The 24,709-nt window shown below is 38.9% G+C and carries 25 protein-coding genes; 13 read left to right on the top strand and 12 right to left on the bottom strand.

Going from position 1 to position 24,709, the window contains the following annotated elements:
• From H4J54_RS11370 to H4J54_RS11350, 5 genes are all read right to left on the bottom strand, one after another.
• The gene (locus tag H4J54_RS11370) at window positions 1-1,338 is read right to left on the bottom strand and encodes a Na(+)-translocating NADH-quinone reductase subunit A (RefSeq protein ID WP_182190992.1); all 1,338 of its coding nucleotides are present in this window, start codon (window positions 1,336-1,338) and stop codon (window positions 1-3) included.
• Between the two features lie 528 nt (window positions 1,339-1,866).
• Window positions 1,867-3,057, bottom strand: a complete 1,191-nt coding sequence (gene fabV, locus H4J54_RS11365; protein WP_182190991.1) for an enoyl-ACP reductase FabV — start codon at window positions 3,055-3,057, stop codon at window positions 1,867-1,869.
• A gap of 278 nt (window positions 3,058-3,335) precedes the next feature.
• Window positions 3,336-3,701, bottom strand: a complete 366-nt coding sequence (locus tag H4J54_RS11360) for a hypothetical protein (RefSeq protein WP_182191105.1) — start codon at window positions 3,699-3,701, stop codon at window positions 3,336-3,338.
• Window positions 3,702-4,136: 435 nt separating this feature from the next.
• Window positions 4,137-4,460: a BolA family transcriptional regulator gene (locus H4J54_RS11355; protein WP_182135097.1), complete on the bottom strand. Its 324-nt coding sequence runs from the start codon at window positions 4,458-4,460 to the stop codon at window positions 4,137-4,139.
• Window positions 4,461-4,608: 148 nt separating this feature from the next.
• Window positions 4,609-5,184 (bottom strand): alpha-ketoglutarate-dependent dioxygenase AlkB, encoded by a 576-nt coding sequence (locus H4J54_RS11350; RefSeq protein ID WP_220464165.1) that lies wholly within the window; start codon window positions 5,182-5,184, stop codon window positions 4,609-4,611.
• A 138-nt stretch (window positions 5,185-5,322) separates the two neighbouring features.
• Between H4J54_RS11350 and H4J54_RS11345 the strand changes: the two genes are divergently transcribed.
• The 6 genes from H4J54_RS11345 (at window position 5,323) to H4J54_RS11320 (ending at window position 9,899) form a co-directional block, all read left to right on the top strand.
• The gene (locus tag H4J54_RS11345; protein ID WP_182190990.1) at window positions 5,323-6,462 is read left to right on the top strand and encodes a methyltransferase; all 1,140 of its coding nucleotides are present in this window, start codon (window positions 5,323-5,325) and stop codon (window positions 6,460-6,462) included.
• A 30-nt stretch (window positions 6,463-6,492) separates the two neighbouring features.
• Window positions 6,493-7,062: a YajG family lipoprotein gene (locus H4J54_RS11340; RefSeq protein ID WP_182190989.1), complete on the top strand. Its 570-nt coding sequence runs from the start codon at window positions 6,493-6,495 to the stop codon at window positions 7,060-7,062.
• Window positions 7,063-7,099: 37 nt separating this feature from the next.
• The gene (locus H4J54_RS11335; RefSeq protein WP_182190988.1) at window positions 7,100-7,681 is read left to right on the top strand and encodes a peptidylprolyl isomerase; all 582 of its coding nucleotides are present in this window, start codon (window positions 7,100-7,102) and stop codon (window positions 7,679-7,681) included.
• 319 nt (window positions 7,682-8,000) lie between these two features.
• Window positions 8,001-8,330: a hypothetical protein gene (locus H4J54_RS11330; protein ID WP_182190987.1), complete on the top strand. Its 330-nt coding sequence runs from the start codon at window positions 8,001-8,003 to the stop codon at window positions 8,328-8,330.
• 136 nt (window positions 8,331-8,466) lie between these two features.
• Complete coding sequence (locus tag H4J54_RS11325) at window positions 8,467-9,726, top strand: AmpG family muropeptide MFS transporter (RefSeq protein WP_182190986.1); 1,260 nt, start codon at window positions 8,467-8,469, stop codon at window positions 9,724-9,726.
• A 2-nt stretch (window positions 9,727-9,728) separates the two neighbouring features.
• Window positions 9,729-9,899: a hypothetical protein gene (locus H4J54_RS11320; protein ID WP_182135106.1), complete on the top strand. Its 171-nt coding sequence runs from the start codon at window positions 9,729-9,731 to the stop codon at window positions 9,897-9,899.
• Between the two features lie 111 nt (window positions 9,900-10,010).
• Here the strand turns inward: H4J54_RS11320 and H4J54_RS11315 are convergent, their stop codons facing one another.
• From H4J54_RS11315 to dsbC, 5 genes are all read right to left on the bottom strand, one after another.
• Entirely contained in the window at window positions 10,011-10,559 is a 549-nt protein-coding gene (locus H4J54_RS11315; protein ID WP_182190985.1) for a YkvA family protein, read from the bottom strand.
• A 504-nt stretch (window positions 10,560-11,063) separates the two neighbouring features.
• On the bottom strand, window positions 11,064-12,605 hold the full coding sequence (gene lysS / locus H4J54_RS11310; RefSeq protein WP_182190984.1) for a lysine--tRNA ligase: 1,542 nt from the start codon (window positions 12,603-12,605) through the stop codon (window positions 11,064-11,066).
• 110 nt (window positions 12,606-12,715) lie between these two features.
• Window positions 12,716-13,814 (bottom strand): peptide chain release factor 2 gene (gene prfB / locus H4J54_RS11305; protein WP_182190983.1). Its coding sequence is split into 2 segments (ribosomal slippage): window positions 12,716-13,738 and window positions 13,740-13,814, totalling 1,098 coding nucleotides; the frame shifts between segments, so codons are not numbered across the junction.
• 165 nt (window positions 13,815-13,979) lie between these two features.
• Window positions 13,980-15,749, bottom strand: a complete 1,770-nt coding sequence (recJ, locus tag H4J54_RS11300; protein WP_182190982.1) for a single-stranded-DNA-specific exonuclease RecJ — start codon at window positions 15,747-15,749, stop codon at window positions 13,980-13,982.
• Window positions 15,750-15,861: 112 nt separating this feature from the next.
• Window positions 15,862-16,650, bottom strand: coding sequence for a bifunctional protein-disulfide isomerase/oxidoreductase DsbC (dsbC, locus tag H4J54_RS11295; protein WP_182190981.1), 789 nt, complete (start codon window positions 16,648-16,650; stop codon window positions 15,862-15,864).
• A gap of 274 nt (window positions 16,651-16,924) precedes the next feature.
• Here dsbC and fldB point away from each other — a divergent pair, with 274 nt between their 5' ends.
• Window positions 16,925-17,449, top strand: a complete 525-nt coding sequence (gene fldB / locus H4J54_RS11290) for a flavodoxin FldB (RefSeq protein WP_182190980.1) — start codon at window positions 16,925-16,927, stop codon at window positions 17,447-17,449.
• 101 nt (window positions 17,450-17,550) lie between these two features.
• Window positions 17,551-18,792, top strand: coding sequence for an ATP-dependent RNA helicase SrmB (gene srmB / locus H4J54_RS11285; protein WP_182190979.1), 1,242 nt, complete (start codon window positions 17,551-17,553; stop codon window positions 18,790-18,792).
• 267 nt (window positions 18,793-19,059) lie between these two features.
• Here the strand turns inward: srmB and H4J54_RS11280 are convergent, their stop codons facing one another.
• Entirely contained in the window at window positions 19,060-20,547 is a 1,488-nt protein-coding gene (locus H4J54_RS11280; protein WP_182190978.1) for a sulfotransferase, read from the bottom strand.
• 279 nt (window positions 20,548-20,826) lie between these two features.
• Between H4J54_RS11280 and H4J54_RS19785 the strand changes: the two genes are divergently transcribed.
• Together H4J54_RS19785 and H4J54_RS11270 are read left to right on the top strand one after the other, a co-directional pair.
• Complete coding sequence (locus tag H4J54_RS19785; RefSeq protein ID WP_404851902.1) at window positions 20,827-20,979, top strand: tyrosine-type recombinase/integrase; 153 nt, start codon at window positions 20,827-20,829, stop codon at window positions 20,977-20,979.
• A 146-nt stretch (window positions 20,980-21,125) separates the two neighbouring features.
• Window positions 21,126-21,281 carry a hypothetical protein gene (locus H4J54_RS11270; RefSeq protein ID WP_182190977.1) on the top strand — a complete coding sequence of 52 codons (156 nt, stop codon included), beginning with the start codon at window positions 21,126-21,128 and terminating at the stop codon, window positions 21,279-21,281.
• A 22-nt stretch (window positions 21,282-21,303) separates the two neighbouring features.
• Here H4J54_RS11270 and yaaA read toward each other — a convergent pair whose 3' ends face one another.
• Complete coding sequence (gene yaaA / locus H4J54_RS11265; RefSeq protein ID WP_182190976.1) at window positions 21,304-22,080, bottom strand: peroxide stress protein YaaA; 777 nt, start codon at window positions 22,078-22,080, stop codon at window positions 21,304-21,306.
• Between the two features lie 317 nt (window positions 22,081-22,397).
• Here yaaA and tal point away from each other — a divergent pair, with 317 nt between their 5' ends.
• The 3 genes from tal to H4J54_RS11250 all read left to right on the top strand — a co-directional run bounded on the left by tal (window position 22,398) and on the right by H4J54_RS11250 (window position 24,477).
• Window positions 22,398-23,360 (top strand): transaldolase, encoded by a 963-nt coding sequence (gene tal / locus H4J54_RS11260; protein ID WP_182190975.1) that lies wholly within the window; start codon window positions 22,398-22,400, stop codon window positions 23,358-23,360.
• 119 nt (window positions 23,361-23,479) lie between these two features.
• Complete coding sequence (locus H4J54_RS11255) at window positions 23,480-23,653, top strand: DUF3545 family protein (protein ID WP_182190974.1); 174 nt, start codon at window positions 23,480-23,482, stop codon at window positions 23,651-23,653.
• Window positions 23,654-23,910: 257 nt separating this feature from the next.
• Window positions 23,911-24,477 carry a DUF6942 family protein gene (locus H4J54_RS11250; RefSeq protein ID WP_182190973.1) on the top strand — a complete coding sequence of 189 codons (567 nt, stop codon included), beginning with the start codon at window positions 23,911-23,913 and terminating at the stop codon, window positions 24,475-24,477.
• The last annotated feature ends 232 nt before the right edge of the window (window positions 24,478-24,709 follow it).

Raw genomic sequence — 24,709 nt, 5'->3', positions numbered from 1 at the left:
CTAACCTTCCTTCTCAATTGTGGTTAGGCAATCACGAAGGATCACGCCGTAATCTGTTTTGCCTGGGCAAACAAACGTACACAAGGCTAAATCTTCTTCATCAAGCTCTAAAGCACCAAGCTGTTGCGCTCTGTCGGTATCACCGGCACATAAATCACGCAATAACAATGTGGGTAAAATATCTAACGGCATAACACGTTCGAAATTACCAATAGGCACCATAGCTCGAGAACTGCCATTGGTTGTAGTCGTCATGTTGAACAACTTCTTAGGGAAGAAGTGTGACATGTACGCACGCGTTACTGAGAATTTATTAGGGCCTGGGTACATATAACCAATAAACTCTTTTTCTCTACCTTCAAGGATCAGACAGATTTGCGTGTGATAGCGACCTAAGTAACCTTTAACGCCTGAGGCAATTGCGCCTAATAGTAATGAACCCGAAACGACACGTAACTCACCATCAAGTGTTTCATCAGCAATAATTTCTGCAACATTTGCACCCAATACGGTACGAATCAAGCGAGGGTTCTTTGCAGCAGGGCCGGCTAGAGAAATAATACGACTACTGTCGAGCTCACCGGTAATAAATAAATGTCCGATGGCGATAACATCTTGATAGCCAGCATGCCATGCAACTTTATCAGCACTAACAGGCTTCAAAAAATGCATATGTGTGCCTACTAGGCCAGCAGGATGTTTTCCAGCAAATTCATTGACAATAGCCGATGAATTAACCGCAATATCACTACCTGGCGCTTTACTGACAAAAACTTCACCGTCAGTTAAGCGCGAAAGCACAGTTAAACCGTTAGCAAATGCTGCACTTTGCTCGGCAATAATTAGTGCTGGATTTGCGGCCAATGGATTAGTATCCATAGCGCTAACAAATATGGCAACAGGCTTGGCATCTACCGCAGGCACTTTACTAAATGGACGTGTACGTAATGCCGTCCACAAACCTGAGTTAACTAGGTTTGCAACAACATCTTCACGTGCAATAGAATTGAGTTCGTTAGCCGCATAACAAGTAAACGTTTCTTGCTCACTGCCACCAATTTCGATGACAACTGATTGCAATACGCGCTTTTCGCCACGATTAATTTCTTTAACAACACCTGAAGCTTGAGCTGTGAATTTAACGCCAGGATTCTTTTTATCTTCAAAAAGTGCCTGACCTTTTTTAACGCTTTCTCCAACCTTAACAAACATGGTTGGGCGCATACCCACGAACTCTTCACCTAATGTTGCAACAGTTTTGATGGACGGACCATCATGGATTACCTGCTGGGGGGTACCTACTACAGGAACATCCAGACCTTTTTTTATTGTAATCATAAACACTTGCACTACTTTTGATGGGAGTAATCAAAATCAATTTTTGAGCTATTTAACTGCACTTTCTGTTGCAAAACACCACAACAATGAGCGCAGACAAATAACAAAACGACTGATTTCAGTGTATTTCAGCAAAGTCTTAATTTATTTTTGATAAATCAAGGTTCACTGGCTCTAGTTAAAATTTCTGGCGCGATTCTAGCACAAAACCACATTTTGATTCTATCTTAAGCGGCACAAAAAATAACAATTTAGTCGAATAACCTCTAATACGGCTAATATTAGAACGAAATATCGTTTTTTAGTAGAAATTTACTACGATAACAAGTCAATTCCAGTTAAAAATTGACTCATTATTTTCTGCAATAAAGTTGTAAACAAGCAAGATTATAAAGCCTAAATAACGCCTAATCGACATAAAAAAACCGACAAATTGTCGGTTTTTCAATCACTGTGATTAAGTTATTAATTAATCATGCACTAGGCTGTATGACTTTCAGTGTTATGTTTCATGTAATTTGCAACAAATTACAACAGGTTATTGATCGCCAATTCTGGATTAATATCTGCGTCATAATCAACGCCAACTACGTCAAAACCAAATAACTTCAAGAACTCTTGATGATAACCAAGGTAATCGGTTAATTCATCAATGGTGTCGCTATCAACTGTATTCCAGATATCAGTGACACGTTTTTGCACGCTGTCTTCAAGCTCTTTGTTATTTTGACGCAAACGCCCAGCTTCATCAATAATAGGGTTTTTGCCGTATATATTTTCTCTAAACAAGCCTTGAATTTGCTCAATACAACCTTCATAAGTGCCATCAGCTTTCATCACTTTAAACATAGCTGAAATATATAATGGCATAATAGGAATTGCCGAACTGGCTTGTGTTACCACGGCATTAAGTGACGTAACATAAGCCTCGCCCTTAATATTAGCTGTTGTCGCTTTTATTGCTGTTGACGCACGATCTAAATCTTCTTTTGCACGACCAATAGTGGCATGTCCGTATATCGGCCAAGTTAATTCTTTACCAATATAAGTATAAGCTACGGTTTTAAAGCCATTAGCCAGTACACCCGCATCGCCGAGTGCTTTAATCCAAAGCTCCCAATCAGCGCCACCCATAACATCGATAGTACCTTGAATTTCTGCTTCTGTAGCCGCATCCACTGACATTGTATCAATCGTACGTTTAGAGGTATTTAAATTTTTCGTCGTAACACTTTGACCAATAGGTTTAAGTGCTGATGAATAGACTTCGCCCGTATCCGGATCCGTACGACGTGGAGACGCTAAGCTGTATACAATGAGGTCAATTTCACCTAATTCTGCTTTTATAGCGGCAATAGCTTTTGCTTTAATTTCATGAGAAAAAGCATCGCCATTAATATTTTTTGACCAGAGGCCTGCTTTGTCAGCCGCCGCTTGAAAAGCAGCCGTATTATACCAACCCGCTGATGCGGTTTTTCTTTCTGTTGGTGGCTTTTCAAAGAAAATACCTAATGTTTTAGCGTCATTACCAAAAGCCGCTGTGATTCGAGATGACAGGCCGTAACCTGTTGATGCACCAATAACTAATACGTTTTTAGGTTTATCATCGGCTTGAGGCTGACTTTTTACATAAGCAATTTGCTCATTAACATGCGCTGCACAACCTGCAGGATGAGCATTAGTACAAATAAAACCACGAATTTTTGGCTTAATAACCATAACTATACCTTCTTAGTGTCACTTCAAAACTCCGATAACATACACTACACATTAGTATGGTATTACAGAGGTATTCAAAGTAACAATTTGAGTTTGAAAAATGCCTAATTAAAAATTAATTAAGCTTAATTTACTGTCTACGAGCAATTTGCCGACTAGTTTACTCTGGCTTTACCTCTTAAGAGATGCGACCAGTGGTGAAACTCAGCAATGCTAGACGATATTCGACTAAAACAAACGATAATATTCGACAAAAAACCGACAACATTGTTAAAAAGTTAGCGGTTTTGGTCATAAGCTTGCGAGGTTAATTTATTATACGCTCGCATAGACGCTAAAAATTCACTATATGACTGCCATACGCGGGCAAAATACTTACCTGCTTTTACCTGTTCTGCAATCAATTCATCGGTATGATGTTTTAATGCTAACATAACTTCAGCAGGGAATTGACGTAATTGCACATTATGCGCTTCAACCAGGGTTTTTACTGCCGTATTGTTTCGGGCATTATATTCTGTCAAAGTTGATTCATATAACGCATTGGCTAGCACTTTAATAATACTCTGCAAATCAACAAGCAAAGCATCAAAAGCTTGTTGGTTAACTAAAAACGCTAAGCCAGTACCTTGCTCATGCCATATCTATGAGTAATAGTTCTCTGCGGCCTGATAAAACTCGAAAGCTAACGCATTGTATAGCTTAGACAGCAAAGAGCTTTCATATCGGCGATCATGCTTCTACTAATACCGTGGAGCCATATTCTTACATAGCTATAAGCCCCTCAATAGAGTGATTACCTAGATGGCTAGGAACCGCCATATGATCACAGCATACCGTACATCCTGTACATCGCTGCTCTCTCACATCCATGTGATCGCAGCATACCGTACATCCTGTACATCGCTGCTCTTTCACATCCATGTGATCGCAGCATACCGTACATCCTGTACATCGCTGCTCTTTCACATCCATGTGATCGCAGCATACCGTACATCCTGTACATAAAAACACCGCTAATATGACATTAACGGTGCTAAATATAATAGCGGATTATTTACCAGGAATACGTGGATAAATTATCCTGTTTTTTTGCTACCGCCTAGGCATTTAGGTGATAAAGGCGTGTTCTCAGCGTAATAGTTTTTCCACTCTTGTTCAGTATAAGTATGTAGGGCTAGTGCATGTATTTTATCTGCAAGCTCTGTTGCTAATAATGTGTTAATGGCGCGATGGCGCTTAATCAAACGTTCGCCTTCAAATTCATCTGAAACAATAATCACTTTAAAGTGCGACTCGCTACCCGGTGCAACATTATGCATATGACTTTCATTAATTACATCGAGATGAAGCGGTGAAAAAGCAGCAAGTAGTTTTTCTTCAATAATAGCTTCGATTGTCATAGTATTTTCCCTAAAGTTGATCGGCTGATGGATCAGTTTTAATTTTAGTCGTTACTGACAATTATGCCATCTATCTAGACGACTGACAGCGTTATTTTAAATATTATTCTTACTATTTAAATCTTTTTTAAAATTGCCAAAATAAACCTTAACGGCATATTTTGCGAAAGGTCAGGTTGATACGTGGCGCTATTGCCTTACTTCTTTTAGGTAGGCAGTGTTGCCAATATTTTTGTGTATTTCCTCGCATAATCAGTAAGCTACCTGGCCTAAGCACAATGTTTATTTTTTCTTTAGTGATAATATGTTTAAGTTGAAATTCACGTTCTGCGCCAAAAGATAACGAGGCAATAGTGGGCATTAAACCTAATTCAGGCTCATCATCACTATGCCAGCCGACACTGTCATCTTGATTACGGTATAAATTTGCTAATACCGCATTAAATTCATGGTCACAATAGTCACTAACTTTCGCTTTTAGTGCCCGTAAATTTTCTGTCCAAGGTTGGGCTATCAATGTCATATTTGAATAACGATAACTGAGATTATTATCACCATACCAAGCTTGTAATCTTGGTATTTTCATCACTTTGCCAAACATTTTAATATCATCATGGCGCCAAGCTAATTTTTGTTCTAGTTGGTGAAAAAACAGTTGTGCTTTATCTGGCGCATAAAAGTTTTCGATATAATCTATATCAGCATCTGGAGATAGTATTTTCAAACCAATAGCTTCCTTATGATGTTTTAATGATGACTTTGTCTTATTTAACGCTATTATCTCGATAAAATCCGCAATTAACTAGCTCGTAGTGATAAATTTTGTCACAATATCAGTAACGCCAACCAAGTATTTATCACTATGATCAGCCCTTTTATTCTCAATGACAAAAACCTTTTTCTCGATCGTTTTCCAACCGGCCAAGTCAATCGAAGCTTGCAAGCATGGGATGCCGCTGATGAATATATTATTAGTTATGTAGAGCAACAGCTATTAACTTGTTCAAAACAAAATATTCTTATTTTCAATGATAGTTTTGGCGCTATAAGCTGCAACTTAACTGAGCAGCAGTTGTATTGTGTTAGTGACTCATTTTTAAGTCATCAAGGTATTGAACTTAATCTAGAGCAAAATGGTTTATCAGAAGAAAATATCACCCTGCTGAGCAGCCTAGATGATTTACCTAACGATATTAACATCGTGCTTTATAAAATTCCAAAAAGCAAAGGCTTACTCTGCCAACAACTGAGCAAAATAAAACAACAGCTGAGTAAAGATGTTATTTTTATTGCTTGCGATCGCGCTAAGGAAATTCACAGTTCGACACTTAAAATGTTTGAAAATTACTTAGGCACAACGACTACATCATTAGCGGTAAAAAAAGCCCGCCTGGTTTTTAGTCAACTCGATAATGACAAAGCATTATCGGCGGTGTTTCCAACCTCATGGCCATTAGAAAACACCGATTTCACCCTTCATAATCACGCCAACGTTTATGCCCGAGAAAAACTCGATATTGGTGCGCGTTATTTTATGGAAAACTTACCCAATGTTGCTGCAAATACTGAGGTTATCGACCTCGGCTGTGGCAATGGTGTTATTGGCTTACAGGTATTATCAAAGCAGCCAGCAGCGCAAGTGCACTTTATCGATGAGTCTTACATGGCGATCGCATCAGCAAAATTAAATATGACTGAAAACTTACCCTCAGCTATTGAGCAGTGCCATTTTCTAGTCAACGATTGTTTAACCAGTGTTGAGGGCGGCAGTGTTGATCTTGTATTATGTAACCCGCCATTTCATCAACAAACCGCCACCACAGATCATATCGCGTGGCAGATGTTTAAAGACAGCCACCGGGTATTGAAAAAAGGGGGTGAGTTACGCATTATTGGCAATCGTCAACTGGGTTATCATATAAAATTACAACGTATTTTTGGCAATGAAAAATTGATTGCCAGTAACGAAAAATTTGTCACTATTTCAGCAATAAAACGTTAATTTTGTCACTTTAATTCTAAAGGATATAAGATGAAATCAAGTGTAATAAAGGTGCTACTTTTAAGCGCTACTAGCTTGTTATTTGCCTGTAGTGCGCCAATAAAGCAGGTTATTGTCAGCCCTGAAATTAATGTAGGTAGCAGTAATGCCTTCCAACAAAAGCAAGTGCAATTACGCTTTAGTGATTTGCGCCGCTCAAACCATGTCGTGCAAATTTTACGTGCTGGCGAAGCCACACAGTTATATTCACCTCAACAGCGCATAGTTGATATTGTATCGACAGCACTTACCCCAGCATTAATAGCTAATGGTCTAAAAATACAGCCGCTAGCCGTTAATCAAATGGACGTTATTATCGACAATGCCTTGGTCAGTGTGCAACAACAAATGTTAAAATATAGCGCCAGTAATCAAATGATTTTTCGTGTGGTTGTCAATAATGGCAAAAACACTTTAACAAAAACATTTAAAATTACCGGTACCAGCAATGGCCCTTTAAAAGCAGACCTTGCAGTATTAGAGCGCGATTTTAACCAACAACTGACAGAATTATTAAGCCAAATAGTGCAAAGCGAAGAGTTGCAGCAGTTTATTCAATAGCACAATAACTTAATAACCAAATGTCGAGAGAGCCATAATGAAAATTTTTTCAGTGATATTATTCTTACTTTCATTCACCTGTAGTGCCAAAAATTTAGCCATTGATCCTGATAATTTATTCCCACGAGTTAAATTAGAAACCTCAATGGGCACCATCATTGTAGAGCTTGATAGAATACGCGCTCCCATTACTGTCGATAATTTTTTAACCTATGTGGTTAGAGGCGAATACAACAACACTATTTTTCATCGTATTGTGCCTGAATTTATTGTTCAAGGCGGAGGCTATAGCCAAAATTTTGAACTTAAAAAAGTGGATAACACCATCATAAATGAGTCAGGCAATGGTTTAAAAAATGTCATAGGCACAATTGCCATGGCAAAAGAAAACCGTCCTCATACCGCTAATAGACAATTTTTTTTCAACGTTGCAGATAATAGCAGTTTAGACCCCGGCAGACATTGGGGTTATGCGGTTTTTGGTGCCATCGTTGAAGGTCAAGCAGTCGTAGATGCCATGGCCTTAGTGAAAACTGATTATAATGGCGAAATGGGCTGGGAAGATGTGCCTATTGAACCTGTTATGTTAATTAAGGCCATTTTATTGCCTGCCATCTAAAGCACTTATCCGAAATTGATTAATTATATACTGGGCTTATGGGTTTTTATAAGCGCACTATTAATGATAGTAAAGTAGATGATAGATAACTTTACCTTGATAGAAACACACTTTCCAAATGTTTTTTTTGGTTACTAAATCGCCTTTCACCCCCCCTGTAAGTCACAATTCAACAACAGGTCAACGTTGACAATTTTAGTTTTATCTACGATAACTAAACAGCATCAAAAAATATTACAAGGCGAGTAACACTATTATATACCCGAGTATATACCCGAGCTAAGTCACTTTATTAGCTACATTTAGAAAAAGGAACATCATGATAATTGAGCAGTTTATCAATGAAAAAATCACACAAATTAGGGCCTATATTACCGCGGTTATTAATCATTCTCTGCACTACACTGAGCTTGATAAATTTGTCGAAAATACCATGGCAGAATGGACTTTACTTCAGGTGAGTGACGAAACGCCCAATAATGCTAGAGAACGTGTATTTTGGCATATAATGCATGAACTTAGTTTGCACAGCGCTCATGACCTTGAACGTGATTTATATTTCAAAAGTGAGATATCCACCTGTTTAGAGTTTTTCTCTGGAACGGGCAGTTATCCTATTGATTGCATAGGTTGGCGCCCAATACCTTAATATTACAGATTAAAACCAAAATACACAGGTAATCAGTAATAACTAATTGCCTGTTTCAAAAGATTAAACTTCTGTTTACTAATACATTTTGATAGCCTTATAACATTATATTCTCGCATTCATTAGGCTTTGATCAATGCAATCCCCGACCTTTAAACAAGCAATACTCAATCGCCGCATGCTAATTTGTATATTCACTGGCTTTAGCTCCGGACTGCCTTTGTTTATTCTTTATCAACTGGTGCCGGGTTGGTTACGCTCAGAGGGCGTTAGCTTGACTGAAATTGGTTTGTTTTCCTTGATCGGCATTCCCTACGTATGGAAATTCATTTGGTCGCCATTAATGGACCGATATTCATTACCGGTATTGGGACGCCGCCGCAGTTGGATGTTGCTCACCCAAATATTATTGCTCTTCTCTATTGCAGGTTTTGGTTTTGTTGACCCCGTAATGAATATCTGGAATGTTGCCTACCTAGCAGCCGCTGTGGCATTTTTTAGTGCTAGTCAAGATATTGTACTCGATGCCTATCGTCGAGAATTACTGCCTGAGCATGAACTTGGCCTAGGTAACTCTATTCACGTACAAGCTTACCGGCTTTCTGGCTTAGTGCCCGGCTCACTAGCCTTTATTCTTTCTGACCATATCAGTTGGCAAGCGGTATTTATTATTGTCGCCGCGTTTATGCTAATAGGCGTTATATTGAGCCTTTCAATTAAAGAGCTTAATAACACCGCCCAAGCACCAAAAACATTACAGCAAGCCGTTGTTTTACCGTTTAAAGACTTTATTAATAGAAAAGGTACAAAATCTGCGCTACAAATTCTCGCTTTTTTGTTTTTATATAAACTCGGCGACAGTATGGCAACGGCTTTACAAACCCCATTTTTCATCGACTTAGGTTTTACTAAAACTGAGATAGGTGTGGTGGCTAAAACAGCGTCATTAATTGCTATGACTATAGGTTTGGCTGTTGGTGGTATCGTAATGATTAAATTAAGTATTAATCGTGCGCTTTGGTTGTTTGGTTTTGTGCAAATAATAAGTATACTAGGTTTTGCAGCCCTCGCAGAAATTGGCCACAACACCTACGCTTTAGCTTTCGCTATGGGCTTTGAGTATTTGGGTGTTGGTCTTGGCACAGCGGCCTTTACCGCTTTTATTGCCCGAGCCACTAACCCAGCATTTGCAGCAACACAATTTGCATTATTTACTGCATTAACCGCACTGCCAAGAACATTTGCTAATGCCACTACGGGCGTTATTGTTGAACAAATAGGTTGGACTAATTTTTACTTTATATGTACGGCATTAGCGATACCCGGTATGTTAATGCTATTAAAAGTGGCACCATGGCGCGAGCCATCAAAAACAGTAACGCAGGAGATAGCGTAAATATGATCCAACTATTTTTTCTTGTCCCTATACTCATGAGCGCTATTTGGTATTGGTATTTAAGCAGTAATAATTACACCATTAAACAGGGCTTAAAAGGCTTTGGTTATATCTTTGCTTTTAACGCTACTATTATCGCTTTTTTCATTTTAATGTTATTTATAACGCATTAATTCATCTAGCTATCTTGAAAAATTAAAAGTTGAAAGTTGAAGATTGAAAAAGCCACTTACTGCGGCTTTTTCAGACCTTGAGTTCAATAAAGTAAACTGACCCGTTTTCAGTTAAAAAACTGAACGAAAACCTGAACGAGAACTACTGCGACCTGAACGACGATTTCTCATTCTACTGTGCAACTCTTTTCGCTTAGACTCTAACCACTCCTCTCGAGTAATAGTTTCATCGCTATGACGACCTTCTTCACGCTTTCGGTAGTGACAAAATTCTAAGAAAGCCTCGATGTTATCTTTAAGTTCATCAACAACTAGCTCAATCATGATGGCATCATCTAAAAAACCTAACACCGGAATATGATCAGGCACTAAATCCTCAGGATCACTAAAATAAGCCAAAGCACTTAATACATCAGCCCGCTCTTGGTCAGGTATTTTCCACTCCGAATCTTCAATCATAGCGACTAAGGTGGCTAATTTTTTAATTCTTTCACTGACAAATAGCGGCACATCAACTTGAATGTCTTTACTCAGGCTTTTTGCATTAGCTAAGATTTCTGCTTCAGTTAAATTTTTTGCTTCTGATTTAGATGCTCGCATCACATCACGAAAATACTCTAAATCTGACTCTTTCAATTCAAAGGTAACTTCAAATGCCATTTTAATTCTCCTAATATTTGGTTTACTTTGATCGGTAACCCTTTAAATTTAACAGAACATTGACAATACACCACTAATACAGACAAATATAAAGCATTAATTTAAATAACCCTTGTGCTATTTAAAGCTTAATTTTGGCCACGACATTATTTCAATCTAAGTTGATAAACCAAGCGATTAAAATTATATTGCGGCCAAAAAAAGTCTAATAAAAAAATTAACTATCTGTTTATATTATTTAAAATAACATTACTTATATGGTAAATACTCTAGCTTATAAACACTTAGATGAGAATAGCCATGAGCTAAAATAAACCTACTGTGAAACCATGTTTTTTACAGGGAGAGAATTCAGTAGAGTAATACAGGAGCAATTACCAAGAGGTACTCATAGCTGAAAAAACAGGATATCTGAGCGAGGCCTGAACATAAAAAAGCACCCTAAGGTGCTTTTTTCATTATGCGTTTAACTCAGCTTATTCAGCGAGTATCGCCAAGTAGGTATTACTCAGCAATTGGACGCATATGCGGAAACAAAATAACGTCTTTAATAGTCGGTGAATCGGTAAATAGCATCACTAATCGATCAATACCAATACCTTCACCCGCCGTTGGCGGTAAACCGTATTCAAGTGCTTGAATATAGTCAGCGTCAAAGTGCATGGCTTCGTCATCACCGGCATCTTTACCTGCGACTTGATTTCTAAAACGTGCCGCTTGGTCTTCAGCATCATTAAGCTCTGAGAAGCCGTTGGCTAGTTCACGACCACCAACAAAAAACTCAAAGCGGTCAGTGATAAATGCGTTGTCATCATTTCTACGAGCTAATGGCGAAACTTCCCACGGGTATTCTGTGATAAAGGTCGGTTGGTCCAGCATATGCTCGGCAACTTCTTCAAAAATCTCACAAACATACTTACCAGCACCCCAGACTTTAGATGCTTCAGTTTCCTTAACACCCACTTGTTTTGCCATCGCTTTTAAGGCATCAAAATTAGCTTCTGGGTCACGTAAAACCGCTTCATCAAGGTTAGTACCATATTGTAAAATAGCATCAACCATAGACAAACGGGTAAACGACTTACCAAAATCATAAAACTTCTCTTCTACGACTTCACCGTCAGAGTTTTTAACGGTATTACGAATAATCGCTGAACCCATAACGTCTTCCGCTAGGGTACGTAACATTTCTTCAGTAAGGTTCATTAGGTCATGATAATCAGCATAAGCTTGGTAGAATTCAATCATGGTAAATTCTGGATTATGACGTGATGATAAGCCTTCATTACGGAAGTTACGGTTAATTTCAAAAACTTTCTCAAAACCACCAACAACCAAGCGCTTCAAGTAAAGCTCTGGCGCAATACGCATATACATTTGAATGTCTAAGGCATTGTGGAATGTTTCAAAAGGCTTCGCCGTTGCACCACCTGGAATGGTTTGTAGCATAGGTGTTTCAACTTCCATAAAATCACGGTCAGTTAAAAATTTGCGAATACCATCAACAATTTTTGAACGAATTTTAAAGGTGTTACGCGTTTCTTCATTGATGATCAAATCAACGTAACGTTGGCGATATTTTGTTTCAACATCTGATAAGCCGTGAAACTTTTCTGGTAATGGACGCAGTGACTTTGTTAACAGCTCATATTTATCCATATTGACGTATAAGTCGCCTTTACCTGACATATGCATAGTACCGGTAACACCAATAATATCGCCAATGTCTAAAGTGCCCCAACGCTCTTTAATGTCTTTTTGCACCGTTTTATGGGCATAAGCCTGAATACGGCCCGTCATATCTTGTAAGACTAAAAATGGACCACGTTTTGCCATAACACGACCAGCAATGCTGTAAAGACCGGTTTCAGCTTCAAGCGTTTCTTTATCTTTTTCACCGTGTTCAGCTTGCAAATCAGCAGCATAATGTTTTCGGTCAAACTTGTTAGGGTGGCCATTAGCCGGACAGTTTTCTCGAATTTTTGCTAATTTGCCACGACGCTCGGCAATCAATTTATTTTCGTCTTGGTGTGCTTGATCAGTCATTTTATTTCTCGTGTGTTAACGTAACATGGAATTTAAGCTAAGTTATTTAGCGCTCAAATTTTGCTATTACAGGTATATTCTATTAAAAATAGTTTAAATTAATTAAGTACTTATAAGCCAGATTTCAAACTAGCTTTTAAAAATTTGTTTAAATCGCCGTCTAATACGGCTTGAGTATTGCGATTTTCTATGCCGGTGCGTAAGTCTTTAATACGGCTGTCATCTAAAACATAAGAGCGTATTTGACTGCCCCAGCCAATATCTGACTTGCCGTCTTCTAATTCTTGTTTACCTTCATTTTGCTTTTGCATTTCCATCTCATACAATTTAGCTTTTAGCAATTTCATCGCGGTAGCACGGTTTTTGTGCTGTGAACGATCAGCTTGACAAGCCACTACTGCGCCAGTTGGCTCATGGGTAATACGTATGGCAGAATCAGTTTTATTAACATGTTGACCACCCGCACCAGAGGCACGAAAGGTGTCTATGCGTAAATCTGCTGGGTTAATATCAATTTCAATATTGTCGTCTATTTCTGGGTAAATAAACGCAGACGCAAACGAGGTATGACGACGACCACTTGAATCAAAAGGTGACTTACGTACTAAACGATGCACACCGGTTTCTGTGCGTAACCAACCAAAAGCATACTCACCCGTGTATTTAATGGTGCAACCTTTAATACCAGCGACATCACCGCCGGTGACTTCAATGGCTTCTGTTTTGTAACCATTGGCTTCACCCCAGCGTAAATACATGCGCATAAGCATTTCTGCCCAATCTTGTGCTTCTGTACCGCCAGATCCTGATTGAATATCTAAATAGCAGTTATTGGCGTCGTGATCACCAGAAAACATCCGACGAAATTCTAGTTTTTCAAGGCTAACTTCTAAGGTTTTTGTTTCAGCTTCAGCGTCATTAAAGGTTTCTTCGTCGTCGGCTTCAACGGCAAGTTCAACCAAGCCTTCAATGTCTTCACAACCTGAGTCCATTTGTTGAATAGTTTCAACCACAGCTTCTAATGCCGCACGTTCACGACCTAGTGCTTGTGCACGTTCAGGGTTATTCCACACATCGGCAGATTCTAATTCTCGCGTAACTTCAACCAAGCGTTCTGACTTTTGGTCGTAGTCAAAGATACCCCCGAAGCAGATTGGTGCGTTGACGAATTTCTTTAATTTTATTGAGTACTGGATTAACTTCTAGCATATTTTTTATCTGTCACGCCGTAATTGATGAATAAAGGGAAAAACAAAAAAAATAGTCGCGCATTGTAGCCTAATTATGCGATTAAATAAACGCTTGCTTGAGGAATGAAATGCCGTTTTTATGATATTTTATCACCCATTAAGGTGATAATGGTATTGATCACCTTCAGTCTAATTGTTCAACCATTAATTGTACCGACTGTTTACCACGAAATTCATTAATGTCTAGACGATAGGCTAGCTTCACCTGCTTGGCTTGGTTGTCTGGCCAACGCTTAATATCAACATTAAAGGCGATGGCATCAAATACTTGCTGGTCTTTTTCTACCACAAGCTTTAAGTGTTTTTCGCCAACAATACGTTGCTGTACAAGCGTGAAAACGTCATCAAATACCGGTTCTGGAAAATTTTGTCCCCACGGCCCGGCCTCGCGTAATACCTGTGCAAAAGCCAGTGTCATATCCTTAGTTAATAGCTCGCCATCTGAGGCCAGTACACCCGTTAAAGCTTCTTTACTTAACCACTGCTCGGCATATTGCTCAAATAGTGCTGAAAACTGTTCGAATTTATTTGCTGGTATTGATAAACCTGCCGCCATGGCATGACCACCAAATTTTATAATAATACCAGGGTGTTGGCTGTCAATATACTCGAGTAAATCACGAATATGTAACCCTGGAATAGAGCGCGCTGAGCCTTTTATTTCATTGCTACTGATATCAATACTGTCAGCGTCACTGTTATTAATACCACTGGCGTCGTCATCATTACCTTTGGCAAAGACAATACTCGGGCGATGATACTTTTCTTTTAAGCGCCCAGCGACAATACCGATGACGCCTTGATGCCAGTCGCCATGAAACAAACTAATGCCATGGGGTAAATTACTTTCACTAAACTGTAAACTGGCCAGTACTTGCTCTGCCTCAATTTGCATGCCCTGCTCTATTTCCCGGCGCGCTTTATTTAAGTCATCCAAATCGGCCGCCATCACTCTAGCGCTTGATAAATCTTTTGCTAGTAAACAGTTAATGCCAAATGCCATGTCGTCTAATCGACCTGCTGCATTGATACGTGGGCCTAAGGCAAAGCCAAAATCACTGGCCACTAATTTTTGCTGATTTTTACCGGCAATTTCTATTAAGGCTTGAATACCCGGGCGCGTCGCTCCTGCGCGAATGCGCTTGAGTCCTTGCTCCACTAGAATTCGGTTATTGGCATCAAGTGAAACCACATCAGCAACCGTACCTAAAGCAACTAAATCAAGTAATTGTGCGATATTAGGCTCTTTAATGTTCTGCTGTTCAAACCATTGCTGTTCACGTAAATATTTTCTTAACGCCAACATAAAGTAAAATGCGACACCAACACCAGCCAACGACTTGCTAGCAAAATTACAACCCACTTGATTTGGATTAACAATGGCATCCGCAGGGGGTGTATGCGCGCCAGGTAAATGATGGTCAGTAACCACCACTTGCAGCCCTAACTCCTTGGCCCTTTTAACACCCGCAATGCAGCTAATGCCATTATCAACCGTCACCAATACTTGTGCGCCTTGTGAGTTGGCAATATCAACAATTTCAGGAGTTAAACCATAGCCATACTTAAATCGGTTGGGGACTAAAAAATGATGATTTTTTGAACCTAGCATGTGCAATGCTTCCATCATTAAAGCCGTACTTGTAGCTCCGTCAGCATCAAAGTCACCAATTACCGTGATGTTTTTTTGCCCTTGCAGTGCCTGATATAACAGTTCACATGCTTCAGGTAAGCCTTTTAATGAATCAACAGCACATAAATGAGACGCGGTTAATTCAAGTTGTTCTTTGTTGGTCACACCGCGTCGTGCATATATTTGTCGAACAAGTGGATGTAGTGTATCGGGTAAATGCTCATCGCTAACTTGCTCTCGACGAAGAATCTCTTTATGCATGAATTAACCTTATACTTGAAACGCTAGAGACAAAAATGGCAAGTGAATGACTTGCCATTTTATCAAAAAATTAACTTATACCCATCAAAAGAATTTATCAATTGGTTTGATATTAGCCACCTTGTTGAGAGTTTTCTAATAACGTAAATAATTTACTTGGGTCTTGATAACCTGGCACCATCATGCCGTTGGCTAATATAATGGCCGGTGTTCCAGAAACGCCTACTTGACGACCAAAGTCAAATTCATCTTCGATAGGCATATCACAAATACGTGCCGCCACTGAAGAGCCATTTTTTGCTTTTGTTAACGCCGACTGAGGATCTTCATGACACCATATCGAGCGTAAATCTTTAAAACCTTGTGAATAACTGCCGGTTTGATCTTTTACGCCGGCACGTGGATACGCTAAATAACGCACCGTGATGCCTTTATCGTTGTAAGCGCTCATTTGTTCGTGCATTTTACGACAATAACCGCAGGTAATGTCAGTAAAAACGGTTACTACATGCTTTTCGTTTTTAGCCGGATAAACAATCATAGCATCAGAGAACTTAACCATACCGTCAACACGCACTTGCGCTAAACTTTCTTCGGTTAAATTACTCACATTGTCGCCTAGTCCATACATTTTACCATGCAATAAAAAATTGCCATCGGCGCTAGCATAAAATAAGCCCTGATCGGTAAGCACTTCAACGATACCTGCCATGGGAGATGACTTGATACTGGCGACATTAAACCCTAAGGTTTGCGACAACTTTACCTTTAACGATTGCAACTCAGGCGACTGGGTAGCAGGTAACATCACACTGTTATTTGCTGGCTCAGCATACGCTACAACATTGTGGGTCAAACTTAACAAGCCAAATGCAGCAGCCAATAAAAATTTCTTAGACATAAATCAATACCATACCTTAACTCTATGAGCGGAAAATAAGCGGAAAATTACTTTTGTAATTTTAGATAAATACAAAGACCGCTTTAAGCACCCTAAAATTACAGTGAAAAAGGCATAATTGCAATAACACTAAGCCGGCCAATAGCTAACTGATCTGATAAAATATGACTTTTAGTGGCACAGCAAAGCATCTTATTGGCGAGAAATTTGCTAAAATCCCGCCACTCGCTCACCAACCACTTAACGTGGTTCGTTAAACCTCGGTAATTTATCAATGAACATCGCATTATTTTACGGCTCAACTACTTGTTATACCGAAATAGCAGCAGAAAAAATTCAAGCTGAACTTGGCCAAGATAACGTCACCTTATTTAATATCAAAGATACGCCACTGACGGAAATGGTAGATCACGACATCTTAATTTTAGGTATTTCTACTTGGGACTATGGTGAAATTCAGGAAGACTGGGAATCACATTGGCCAGAAATCGCCAACATTGATCTTGAAGGAAAAATTGTTGCCCTTTATGGCATGGGGGATCAAATTGGTTACACTGATTGGTTTCAAGATGCTCTTGGCATGTTACATGACCAAGTGCTTGCACAAGGCGGTTATGTTATCGGTTATTGGCCAAATGAAGGTTATGACTTTGCGGAGTCAAAAGCACTAACAGAAGATGGGCAACATTTTGTTGGTTTAGCGCTTGATGAAGACAACCAATACAACGCTAGCGAAGCACGGATCAAACAGTGGTGCCAACAAATTAGCGCTGAAATCGCAGATATTCTAGTAGATTAAGTTAAATATCATAATAAATAGACAAATTTGGCAAGATCTTTAGGATAAATCGTATTTTGCCATTATAATCCCCCTCACTAATCCCCAAAGAAAATTATTACATGTTTGAGCAGTTTGACCTAGATTCCGCATTATTGGGCGGCATTGAAAATGCAGGCTTTAAAAAGCCAACGTCTATCCAAGAGTTAGTACTTCCTGTGGCTATGACAGGCAAAGACGTATTAGCTTCAGCCCCAACAGGAACGGGAAAAACAGCAGCATTTATTTTACCTGCTGCTCAACACTTGCTTGATTATCCTCGCCCGCAGCAAGGTTTTCCACGTGTACTCATTTTATCGCCAACACGCGAGCTTGCCATACAAACTCATGAGCAATGTGAAAAGTTAACCGCGCTAACCAACATTAAATCTGCGGTTATTACTGGTGGTGTTAATTATGGCAGCCATAAAGAAGTACTCACAGGTAACACAGATATTTTGGTTGCTACACCTGGCCGGTTAATGGAATACATTGAAAGCGAGCAGTTTGATAGCCGTGAAATTGAAATCCTTATTTTAGATGAAGCTGACCGTATGCTCACTATGGGTTTTGCTGAAACTATTAATCGCATTGTTGGAGAAGCACGTTGGCGTAAACAAACCATGCTATTTTCCGCCACACTGGAAGGTGCTGCCGTAGTACGTTTTTCTCGCGAACTCTTGAACGACCCGGTATTTTTGGAAGCCAACCCTTCTCGAAAAGAAAAAGCGAAAATTCACCAGTGGATGCACTTAGCCGATAACAAAGAGCATAAATTCGCCTTATTACTGAACTTATTGCAACAAGAAGAAGTAGGACGTGCACTGGTTTTTGCCAATAAACGTGAGACAGTGCAATACCTATCAGGTAAACTTTATGCTGATAACGTGCCTTGTGTCTGGCTTGAAGGTAAAATGCAACAAGACAAACGCAACACATCAGTCGAGCGTTTACGCAATGGTACGGTTAATGTTTTAGTCGCTACCGATATCGCTGAACGTGGTCTTGATATTGACGATATCACCCATGTTATCAACTTTGATATGCCACGCACCGCCGATATTTATTTACATCGCATCGGGCGAACAGGTCGGGCGGGCAATAAAGGCACCGCTATCTCACTGGTTGAAGCGCATGACATGTTGGTTATTGGTAAAATTGAACGTTATATTAAAGAACGTTTACCACGCCGTGTGATTGAAACGTTAAGACCGCAATACAAAGAAGCACGTGTTGCTGTTAAAAAAACCAAAGTAAAAAGAACCGTTGCTCAAAAGAAAGCTAAAGCGAAAAAAGTCGCGAAACGCGGTAAAGCGACTAGTTAAACTAAACATGGCCAGTGCTAAGCTGTCAGTTAAAAGTGACCAGATGTTAGCTAGAAATTAAAAGCTGTCAATGTAAACTAAAAAACCTAAACATTACTGTTTAGGTTTTTGTTACACCTACCCCCCTACTTTTATTCTAATTCCGTCAGCTTTAGCCCGTGAATTCAATGGCTATCAGCAATACACATCCAAAATGCGAAACAACTTAAGCTTAAATATCCAAATATTTAACAATAATTACCTGAGAACCACCTAAGAATATGATTGTTAACTCGTCACATTCAAAGCATCAAATAACGGCTGCAAATACTTATTATAAGATAACCATTTTTTCTCATTATTTTTCTGTATACCTTCTCTTAACTGTATATCACTCAGTGTCCTAATGTAACGTTTAGACCCTGCCATTGATAAACAACTACTTTGGAACTCTAACTTACAAAACGCTAGCACTTTCGTTATTTCAACTTCTGGGGTTTCCACTAATTGTTCATAACTAATGTGATGAACAAAGTTAGGGAGCACCGCTTGCCAATTATCCATGATTTTTTGGTATAAGTGATGATATTGCCCTATTTCAATTAGCGAACAAAAGTAAGGCTCTAATGATTCAAAATGGTTGTTAAAAATTGACCAACTAACGTCAATAGGATCTCGCTTAATATGAATTATTTTTGCCTGTGGCAATATCAATTTTATCAAACCTATTGACTGATAATTCGCGGGCATTTTATCAATGATATATTTTGATGAAGGGGCAAGTGTTTGTAAGTTTTTTAAATAATGTTCACCTAGTATACGGCATTGTTTGTTATCTAACAGTGATGCGCCTTCAGGAAAGTGCTTACCCGTTAATTGATAAATGCCTTTGGCTATATCTCCAGCCATAAAGGGTAATTCACCACCACTGTTAATAGCACTGTGCCCTATTAACATTTGTTCTAATAAAGTAGAGCCTGAACGCGGCTGCCCAACAATAAAAATTGGGGTTAATTGCTGTTTTTGGGTTTCGGCTAGTTCTAGCTCAGGTTCTAGCTGTTGAAAAGTACTATGGGTGAATGAAGAAAGTAAACTGTCAAAATAGTCTTTCATATCAACTACACTAAAATTAATAAGCGAACGTTGCAGTGCATTGGCCTGGGTAAAATGTGAAAATGCTTTTTCAAATTCATTGTTTTCATGAAAAAGTTCAGCAAAAGAAAAATGTAATAATATTTTCTCTCGCTTCGTTAATACACTTGTAGAAAGTGTAAGCTTATTGAACATATCATCAACAAATTCTCTTTCGCTATTATTAGCAAGTGTTAACTTTTTACAGCGTACTAATAAACAAAAAGCTTGTACATTTGCAGGGACTATTTTCAAAATATTTTTAATAAAAGTTCCTGCTTGTATAAAATCACCCATTTCACAATAAAATATAGCCAATGCCGTGAAAGTAGCTACAGAGCCTCCATTAACTTTATTCGCAGCTAACAAAGCCTGCTCTGCTTCTTCAAACCTCATTAAGTGAAGGCAAGCCTCAGACATCGATAAAAGATACTGTGGTTGTTTCAATGTGCTATTGAGCGAAATACAGCGTTTAAATAGCTCATATGCGCGCTGATAACTATTAAACGTTAATGCTACCCTGCCCATTCCCCAAAGCGCTTCAACATTATTTTTATTTTCAGATAATATTTGACGATACATTTGCTCTGCTTGGGCAATATTTCCTTGATTAAAACATTGATGTGCTGAAGTAATATTTACCATACATTATTCAATTTATCTCTCTAAGGTGTTGTCTGAAATCGAATCCAACACCTAAATAACAGGCTAAGTAATTGTTGGCTAAAATGTTGAACGGAGTGAAAAAAGACAGCTGTACTTTTCCGTTTAGCAACTTGTTGAACGAAGCCGCTCTGCGGCAGAGTAACTTTTTAAACTACCTTCCATACTCAATGACAGCATTGTCACTTCGATGATGCTGTCATTGAGTATACCCTATTAGCGCTGAGAAATTATTGGAAAACACACCGCCACATGCGTTGAATATTTCCTGGGGCTCATACAAAAACCAATACACCAATGGATAAAGGCATTACTCAACAAGCGTTAAAACGTGTGCTCCAAAATTGCCAGATTAAAAAACCCATTAGCCCACATTCCCTTCGTCATTGTTTTGCTACCCATCTGCTTGAGTAAGGGCTTGATTTGCGCTCTTTACAGCAATACTTGGACACGCCAGTTTCCACTGCACGCTACACTCAACTCACTAAAGTGAAACAACGTGATATGTCATGCACCATAAACGACTTAACCAATACACTGACCATTACATGGTCTGTAAAATGAGTACCTTTATCGACTTACTACGACAACATCACCAAGCCCTTGAAACTCAATATAGCAGTCAATTAACACAGGATATTCGTCACGCGATTATGCCATACTTATGTGCAAAACATCGCAACAACGGCAATCTCTTTGGTCATCATAGCGATTAATAGTCAAGCAAATAAAATCCGCTTAATCGAGCGTTTTACGGGTAAATACCCAGTCATTATCTTTACTTAATTCACTGGAGTATTGATAACCTGCCACATCAAAGTCTTTCAGCTTTTCAAGATCTGTGATTTGGTGCTCAATAATATAACGCGCCATTAAACCTCGGGCTTTTTTGGCAAAAAAACTGATCATTTTAAATTGACCATTTTTCCAATCTTTAAATGCTGGGGTTATTACTTCGGCTTTTAATACTTTTTTATTAACCGCTTTAAAGTATTCATTTGACGCTAAATTAATTAACACATTATCGCCTTGGGCAGCAATAGCGACATTTAAATGCTCGGTGATAATATCACCCCAAAATTGATATAAATTACTACCGCGATCATTATCTAATTTCTTACCCATTTCTAGTCGATATGCTTGCATCAGATCGAGCGGTTTTAATAGGCCATATAACCCTGATAATATCCGCATATGTTGCTGAGCGAAGGTAAAGTCATCCTCGCTAAACGATTTAGCATCTAAGCCAGTGTATACGTCGCCATTAAAAGCTAGCACAGCTTGTCGAGCATTTTCCGGCGTAAAAGGCGTTGCCCATTCGCCAAAACGTGCCGCATTTAAGCCAGCTAATTTATCGCTAATAGCCATTAATGAACTAATATCCGCAGGCGTTAGTGTTTTACACTTTTTCATCAGCACTTTACTGTCTGCTAATAGTTCAGGCTGTGAATATAGCTCGGTAGCAACGGGGGATTCATAATCTAAGTTCTTCGCCGGAGAAACAACAAGTAACATTATTTATCTACTCTATCTTAAAGTTTTTGTCACTATAACACAGGAAAAAACGAATATAATTATCTTCATTATCAATTGCGCACTGAACCATTAGCGCACACACAGGCAATAAATAGCGCACACACAGGCAATAAAGTGTTTTATCGACATTATTTCACCATCACACTTGCTAAATTATGAAAATTTGATACAAATAGGGGCGAATAAGATAAAAAAATCACTATTTTCAATCAAAATACTTGTAAATGTTGTAATATTTCACCAAAATTTACTCAATAAAACCACCTGATTACATTATCAACGTCAAGGGACATGTTATGACCGATCAACTTTCTCAACTTTCTCAACTAAAAGCAATGACCACGGTTGTTGCTGATACCGGCGATATTGAAGCTATTGCTAAGTTTCAACCACAAGACGCCACCACTAATCCGTCTTTACTATTAAAGGCAGCCTCTTTAGCTAATTATCAGCAACTACTTGCTAGCGCAGTAGCCTGGGCGAAAACTCAATCATCAAACACTGAACAGCAAGTCATCGACGCTGCAGATAAGTTTTCGGTACTCATTGGCTTAGAAATCTTAAAGACAGTCCCTGGTAGAATTTCAACAGAAGTTGATGCGCGCTTATCTTTTGATACAGCAGCATCGATTGCTAAAGCGTATAAACTTATCGCTATGTACAACGAGGCTGGCATTAGTAATGATCGTATATTGATCAAAGTAGCCTCGACATGGGAAGGTATTAAAGCGGCAGAGCAATTAGAAGCTGAAGGCATTAATTGCAATTTAACTTTGTTGTTTAACTTTGCTCAAGCACAGGCCTGTGCTGAAGCCAATATTTACCTAATTTCACCTTTTGTTGGTCGCATTTTAGATTGGTATAAAAAAGACACTGGCCGTAGTGATTACTCAGCCAGCGAAGATCCAGGCGTAGTATCAGTCACCAGTATTTATAATTATTACAAAGCTAAAGGTCACAAAACCGTAGTCATGGGTGCTAGTTTCCGAAATATTGGTGAGATACTTGAACTCGCTGGTTGTGATCGATTGACGATTAGCCCAAACCTGATGGACGAATTAGCTAATTCAACGGCAACAGTATCGCAAAAACTGTTCAGCGATCATGCACCATTAGCCGATGAACCTGTACTTAGTGAAGCACAATTTAGATGGCAAATGAACCAAGATGCCATGGCAACAGAGAAGTTAGCTGAGGGTATTCGAAACTTTACCATTGACCAAGTTAAACTTGAGCAACAATTACAGGCAATGCTTTAAATTTTTAAGTTATAAAACTTCTGAAACCCATGCACTCGTAACTAAAACGCAAATAATGTTTCTATATTGTTAACAACTGTGATACAAAATACTGCAGTTGTAGAAATAAGGAGCATACCATGGATAATTTTCAACAAGTATTGGTCTCTTTAGCCAAACGGCCTAAATCGAGTTCAAGTAATAATAAAAAAAGAAAGTGGCGTGAAATTGAACAACTGAAAGAAAAATTTCAACTGGAAAAAGAATTAAATGCGTTTGATGATTCTTTGGAAAATATGTTGAAAGAGTTTTAATTAAGCTTAGTATGGCTAATATTAACGATTAAAAACCCGGATTGTACCGGGTTTTTTATTGGATTTTTTATTGGATTTTTTATTAGGGAAAGTAACACCCATTTCACTAAGTTTGTTATCACTTCTACTGGTTTAAATAACTGCTGCGTTATTTATTTATTTAATAATTAGCACAACTCGTAATTAAATAAATGTCTTCTATTTGGCCATTTTTCCTGCGTAAAAAATGGATAACCTAGCAAATAAAATGGGTGAAAATGCAAAATAAAGCCATCGGTTTAGGTACTCTTAACGCCAAGATTATTTTCTATATAAGAAACTGCCCTCCATTAGCACACTATCAAAACCTGACGAGTGTTAAAGCGTTAGTGGCGGATGAAATCGCCCATATTGCTCGTGAAACCGGTAACCATTGGCGAAAAATTTTTAATGTCTACGCTAAGTTGTTATTTGAAATATCACCGGAACCATTTACTAGCTGGCAACACTTAAGAGACAGCCTTCTATTACAGGCAGAAAGTGATCATTGCTTACTTTTTTCAGCACCTGACTTTTCAGAGGCTGACTGTTCAGGGGCTAATTTACTCAGCGCTAAGCCCAGTCAAAAACTACACATAATATTAGGTAAAGGTTACGCTGAGCAACTAGGATTTTGTAATAGCTGCGTATGGCTGAGTCATGATTTCGCCATTAATATCGATTTAGGCGTTATTATTTGTCCTTATTTCGATTATCGGCAATTATCAAATAAAAAAATTACGCAACTTTCGGGACTAATTCAACAGTTAACCGCGCACCAAGTACAATCCAAGATGGATGGCTAGGAACGGCCACGTGTTCGTAGCTTTACCGACATGGATCTCGGTACTTATTTTTTGTCTGGCAAAAAAACTAACCGCTCGTCCTGAGCATGGCTGCTCTTTCACATCCGTGTGATCGCAGCATACCGCTCGTCCTGAGCATCGCTGCTCTTTCACATCCATGTGATCGCAGCATACCGCTCGTCCTGAGCATCGCTGCTCTTTCACATCCATGTGATCGCAGCATACCGCTCGT

Origin of the sequence: Colwellia sp. MB3u-8, assembly GCF_014076985.1 — a bacterium.
GTDB lineage: Bacteria > Pseudomonadota > Gammaproteobacteria > Enterobacterales > Alteromonadaceae > Cognaticolwellia.
Note: the sequence above shows the minus strand (reverse complement) of the source record. Positions and strands in the feature narration are given on the sequence as shown.

Bases quoted from the DNA above. Each gene is read 5' to 3' on its own strand.
- H4J54_RS11370 (WP_182190992.1), bottom strand. From the start codon at position 1,338: ATGATTACAATAAAAAAAGGTCTGGATGTTCCTGTAGTAGGTACCCCC.
- fabV (WP_182190991.1), bottom strand. From the start codon at position 3,057: ATGGTTATTAAGCCAAAAATTCGTGGTTTTATTTGTACTAATGCTCAT.
- H4J54_RS11355 (WP_182135097.1), bottom strand. From the start codon at position 4,460: ATGACAATCGAAGCTATTATTGAAGAAAAACTACTTGCTGCTTTTTCA.
- H4J54_RS11345 (WP_182190990.1), top strand. From the start codon at position 5,323: ATGATCAGCCCTTTTATTCTCAATGACAAAAACCTTTTTCTCGATCGT.
- H4J54_RS11340 (WP_182190989.1), top strand. From the start codon at position 6,493: ATGAAATCAAGTGTAATAAAGGTGCTACTTTTAAGCGCTACTAGCTTG.
- H4J54_RS11335 (WP_182190988.1), top strand. From the start codon at position 7,100: ATGAAAATTTTTTCAGTGATATTATTCTTACTTTCATTCACCTGTAGT.
- H4J54_RS11330 (WP_182190987.1), top strand. From the start codon at position 8,001: ATGATAATTGAGCAGTTTATCAATGAAAAAATCACACAAATTAGGGCC.
- H4J54_RS11325 (WP_182190986.1), top strand. From the start codon at position 8,467: ATGCAATCCCCGACCTTTAAACAAGCAATACTCAATCGCCGCATGCTA.
- H4J54_RS11320 (WP_182135106.1), top strand. From the start codon at position 9,729: ATGATCCAACTATTTTTTCTTGTCCCTATACTCATGAGCGCTATTTGG.
- H4J54_RS11315 (WP_182190985.1), bottom strand. From the start codon at position 10,559: ATGGCATTTGAAGTTACCTTTGAATTGAAAGAGTCAGATTTAGAGTAT.
- lysS (WP_182190984.1), bottom strand. From the start codon at position 12,605: ATGACTGATCAAGCACACCAAGACGAAAATAAATTGATTGCCGAGCGT.
- recJ (WP_182190982.1), bottom strand. From the start codon at position 15,749: ATGCATAAAGAGATTCTTCGTCGAGAGCAAGTTAGCGATGAGCATTTA.
- dsbC (WP_182190981.1), bottom strand. From the start codon at position 16,650: ATGTCTAAGAAATTTTTATTGGCTGCTGCATTTGGCTTGTTAAGTTTG.
- fldB (WP_182190980.1), top strand. From the start codon at position 16,925: ATGAACATCGCATTATTTTACGGCTCAACTACTTGTTATACCGAAATA.
- srmB (WP_182190979.1), top strand. From the start codon at position 17,551: ATGTTTGAGCAGTTTGACCTAGATTCCGCATTATTGGGCGGCATTGAA.
- H4J54_RS11280 (WP_182190978.1), bottom strand. From the start codon at position 20,547: ATGGTAAATATTACTTCAGCACATCAATGTTTTAATCAAGGAAATATT.
- H4J54_RS11270 (WP_182190977.1), top strand. From the start codon at position 21,126: ATGAGTACCTTTATCGACTTACTACGACAACATCACCAAGCCCTTGAA.
- yaaA (WP_182190976.1), bottom strand. From the start codon at position 22,080: ATGTTACTTGTTGTTTCTCCGGCGAAGAACTTAGATTATGAATCCCCC.
- tal (WP_182190975.1), top strand. From the start codon at position 22,398: ATGACCGATCAACTTTCTCAACTTTCTCAACTAAAAGCAATGACCACG.
- H4J54_RS11255 (WP_182190974.1), top strand. From the start codon at position 23,480: ATGGATAATTTTCAACAAGTATTGGTCTCTTTAGCCAAACGGCCTAAA.
- H4J54_RS11250 (WP_182190973.1), top strand. From the start codon at position 23,911: ATGCAAAATAAAGCCATCGGTTTAGGTACTCTTAACGCCAAGATTATT.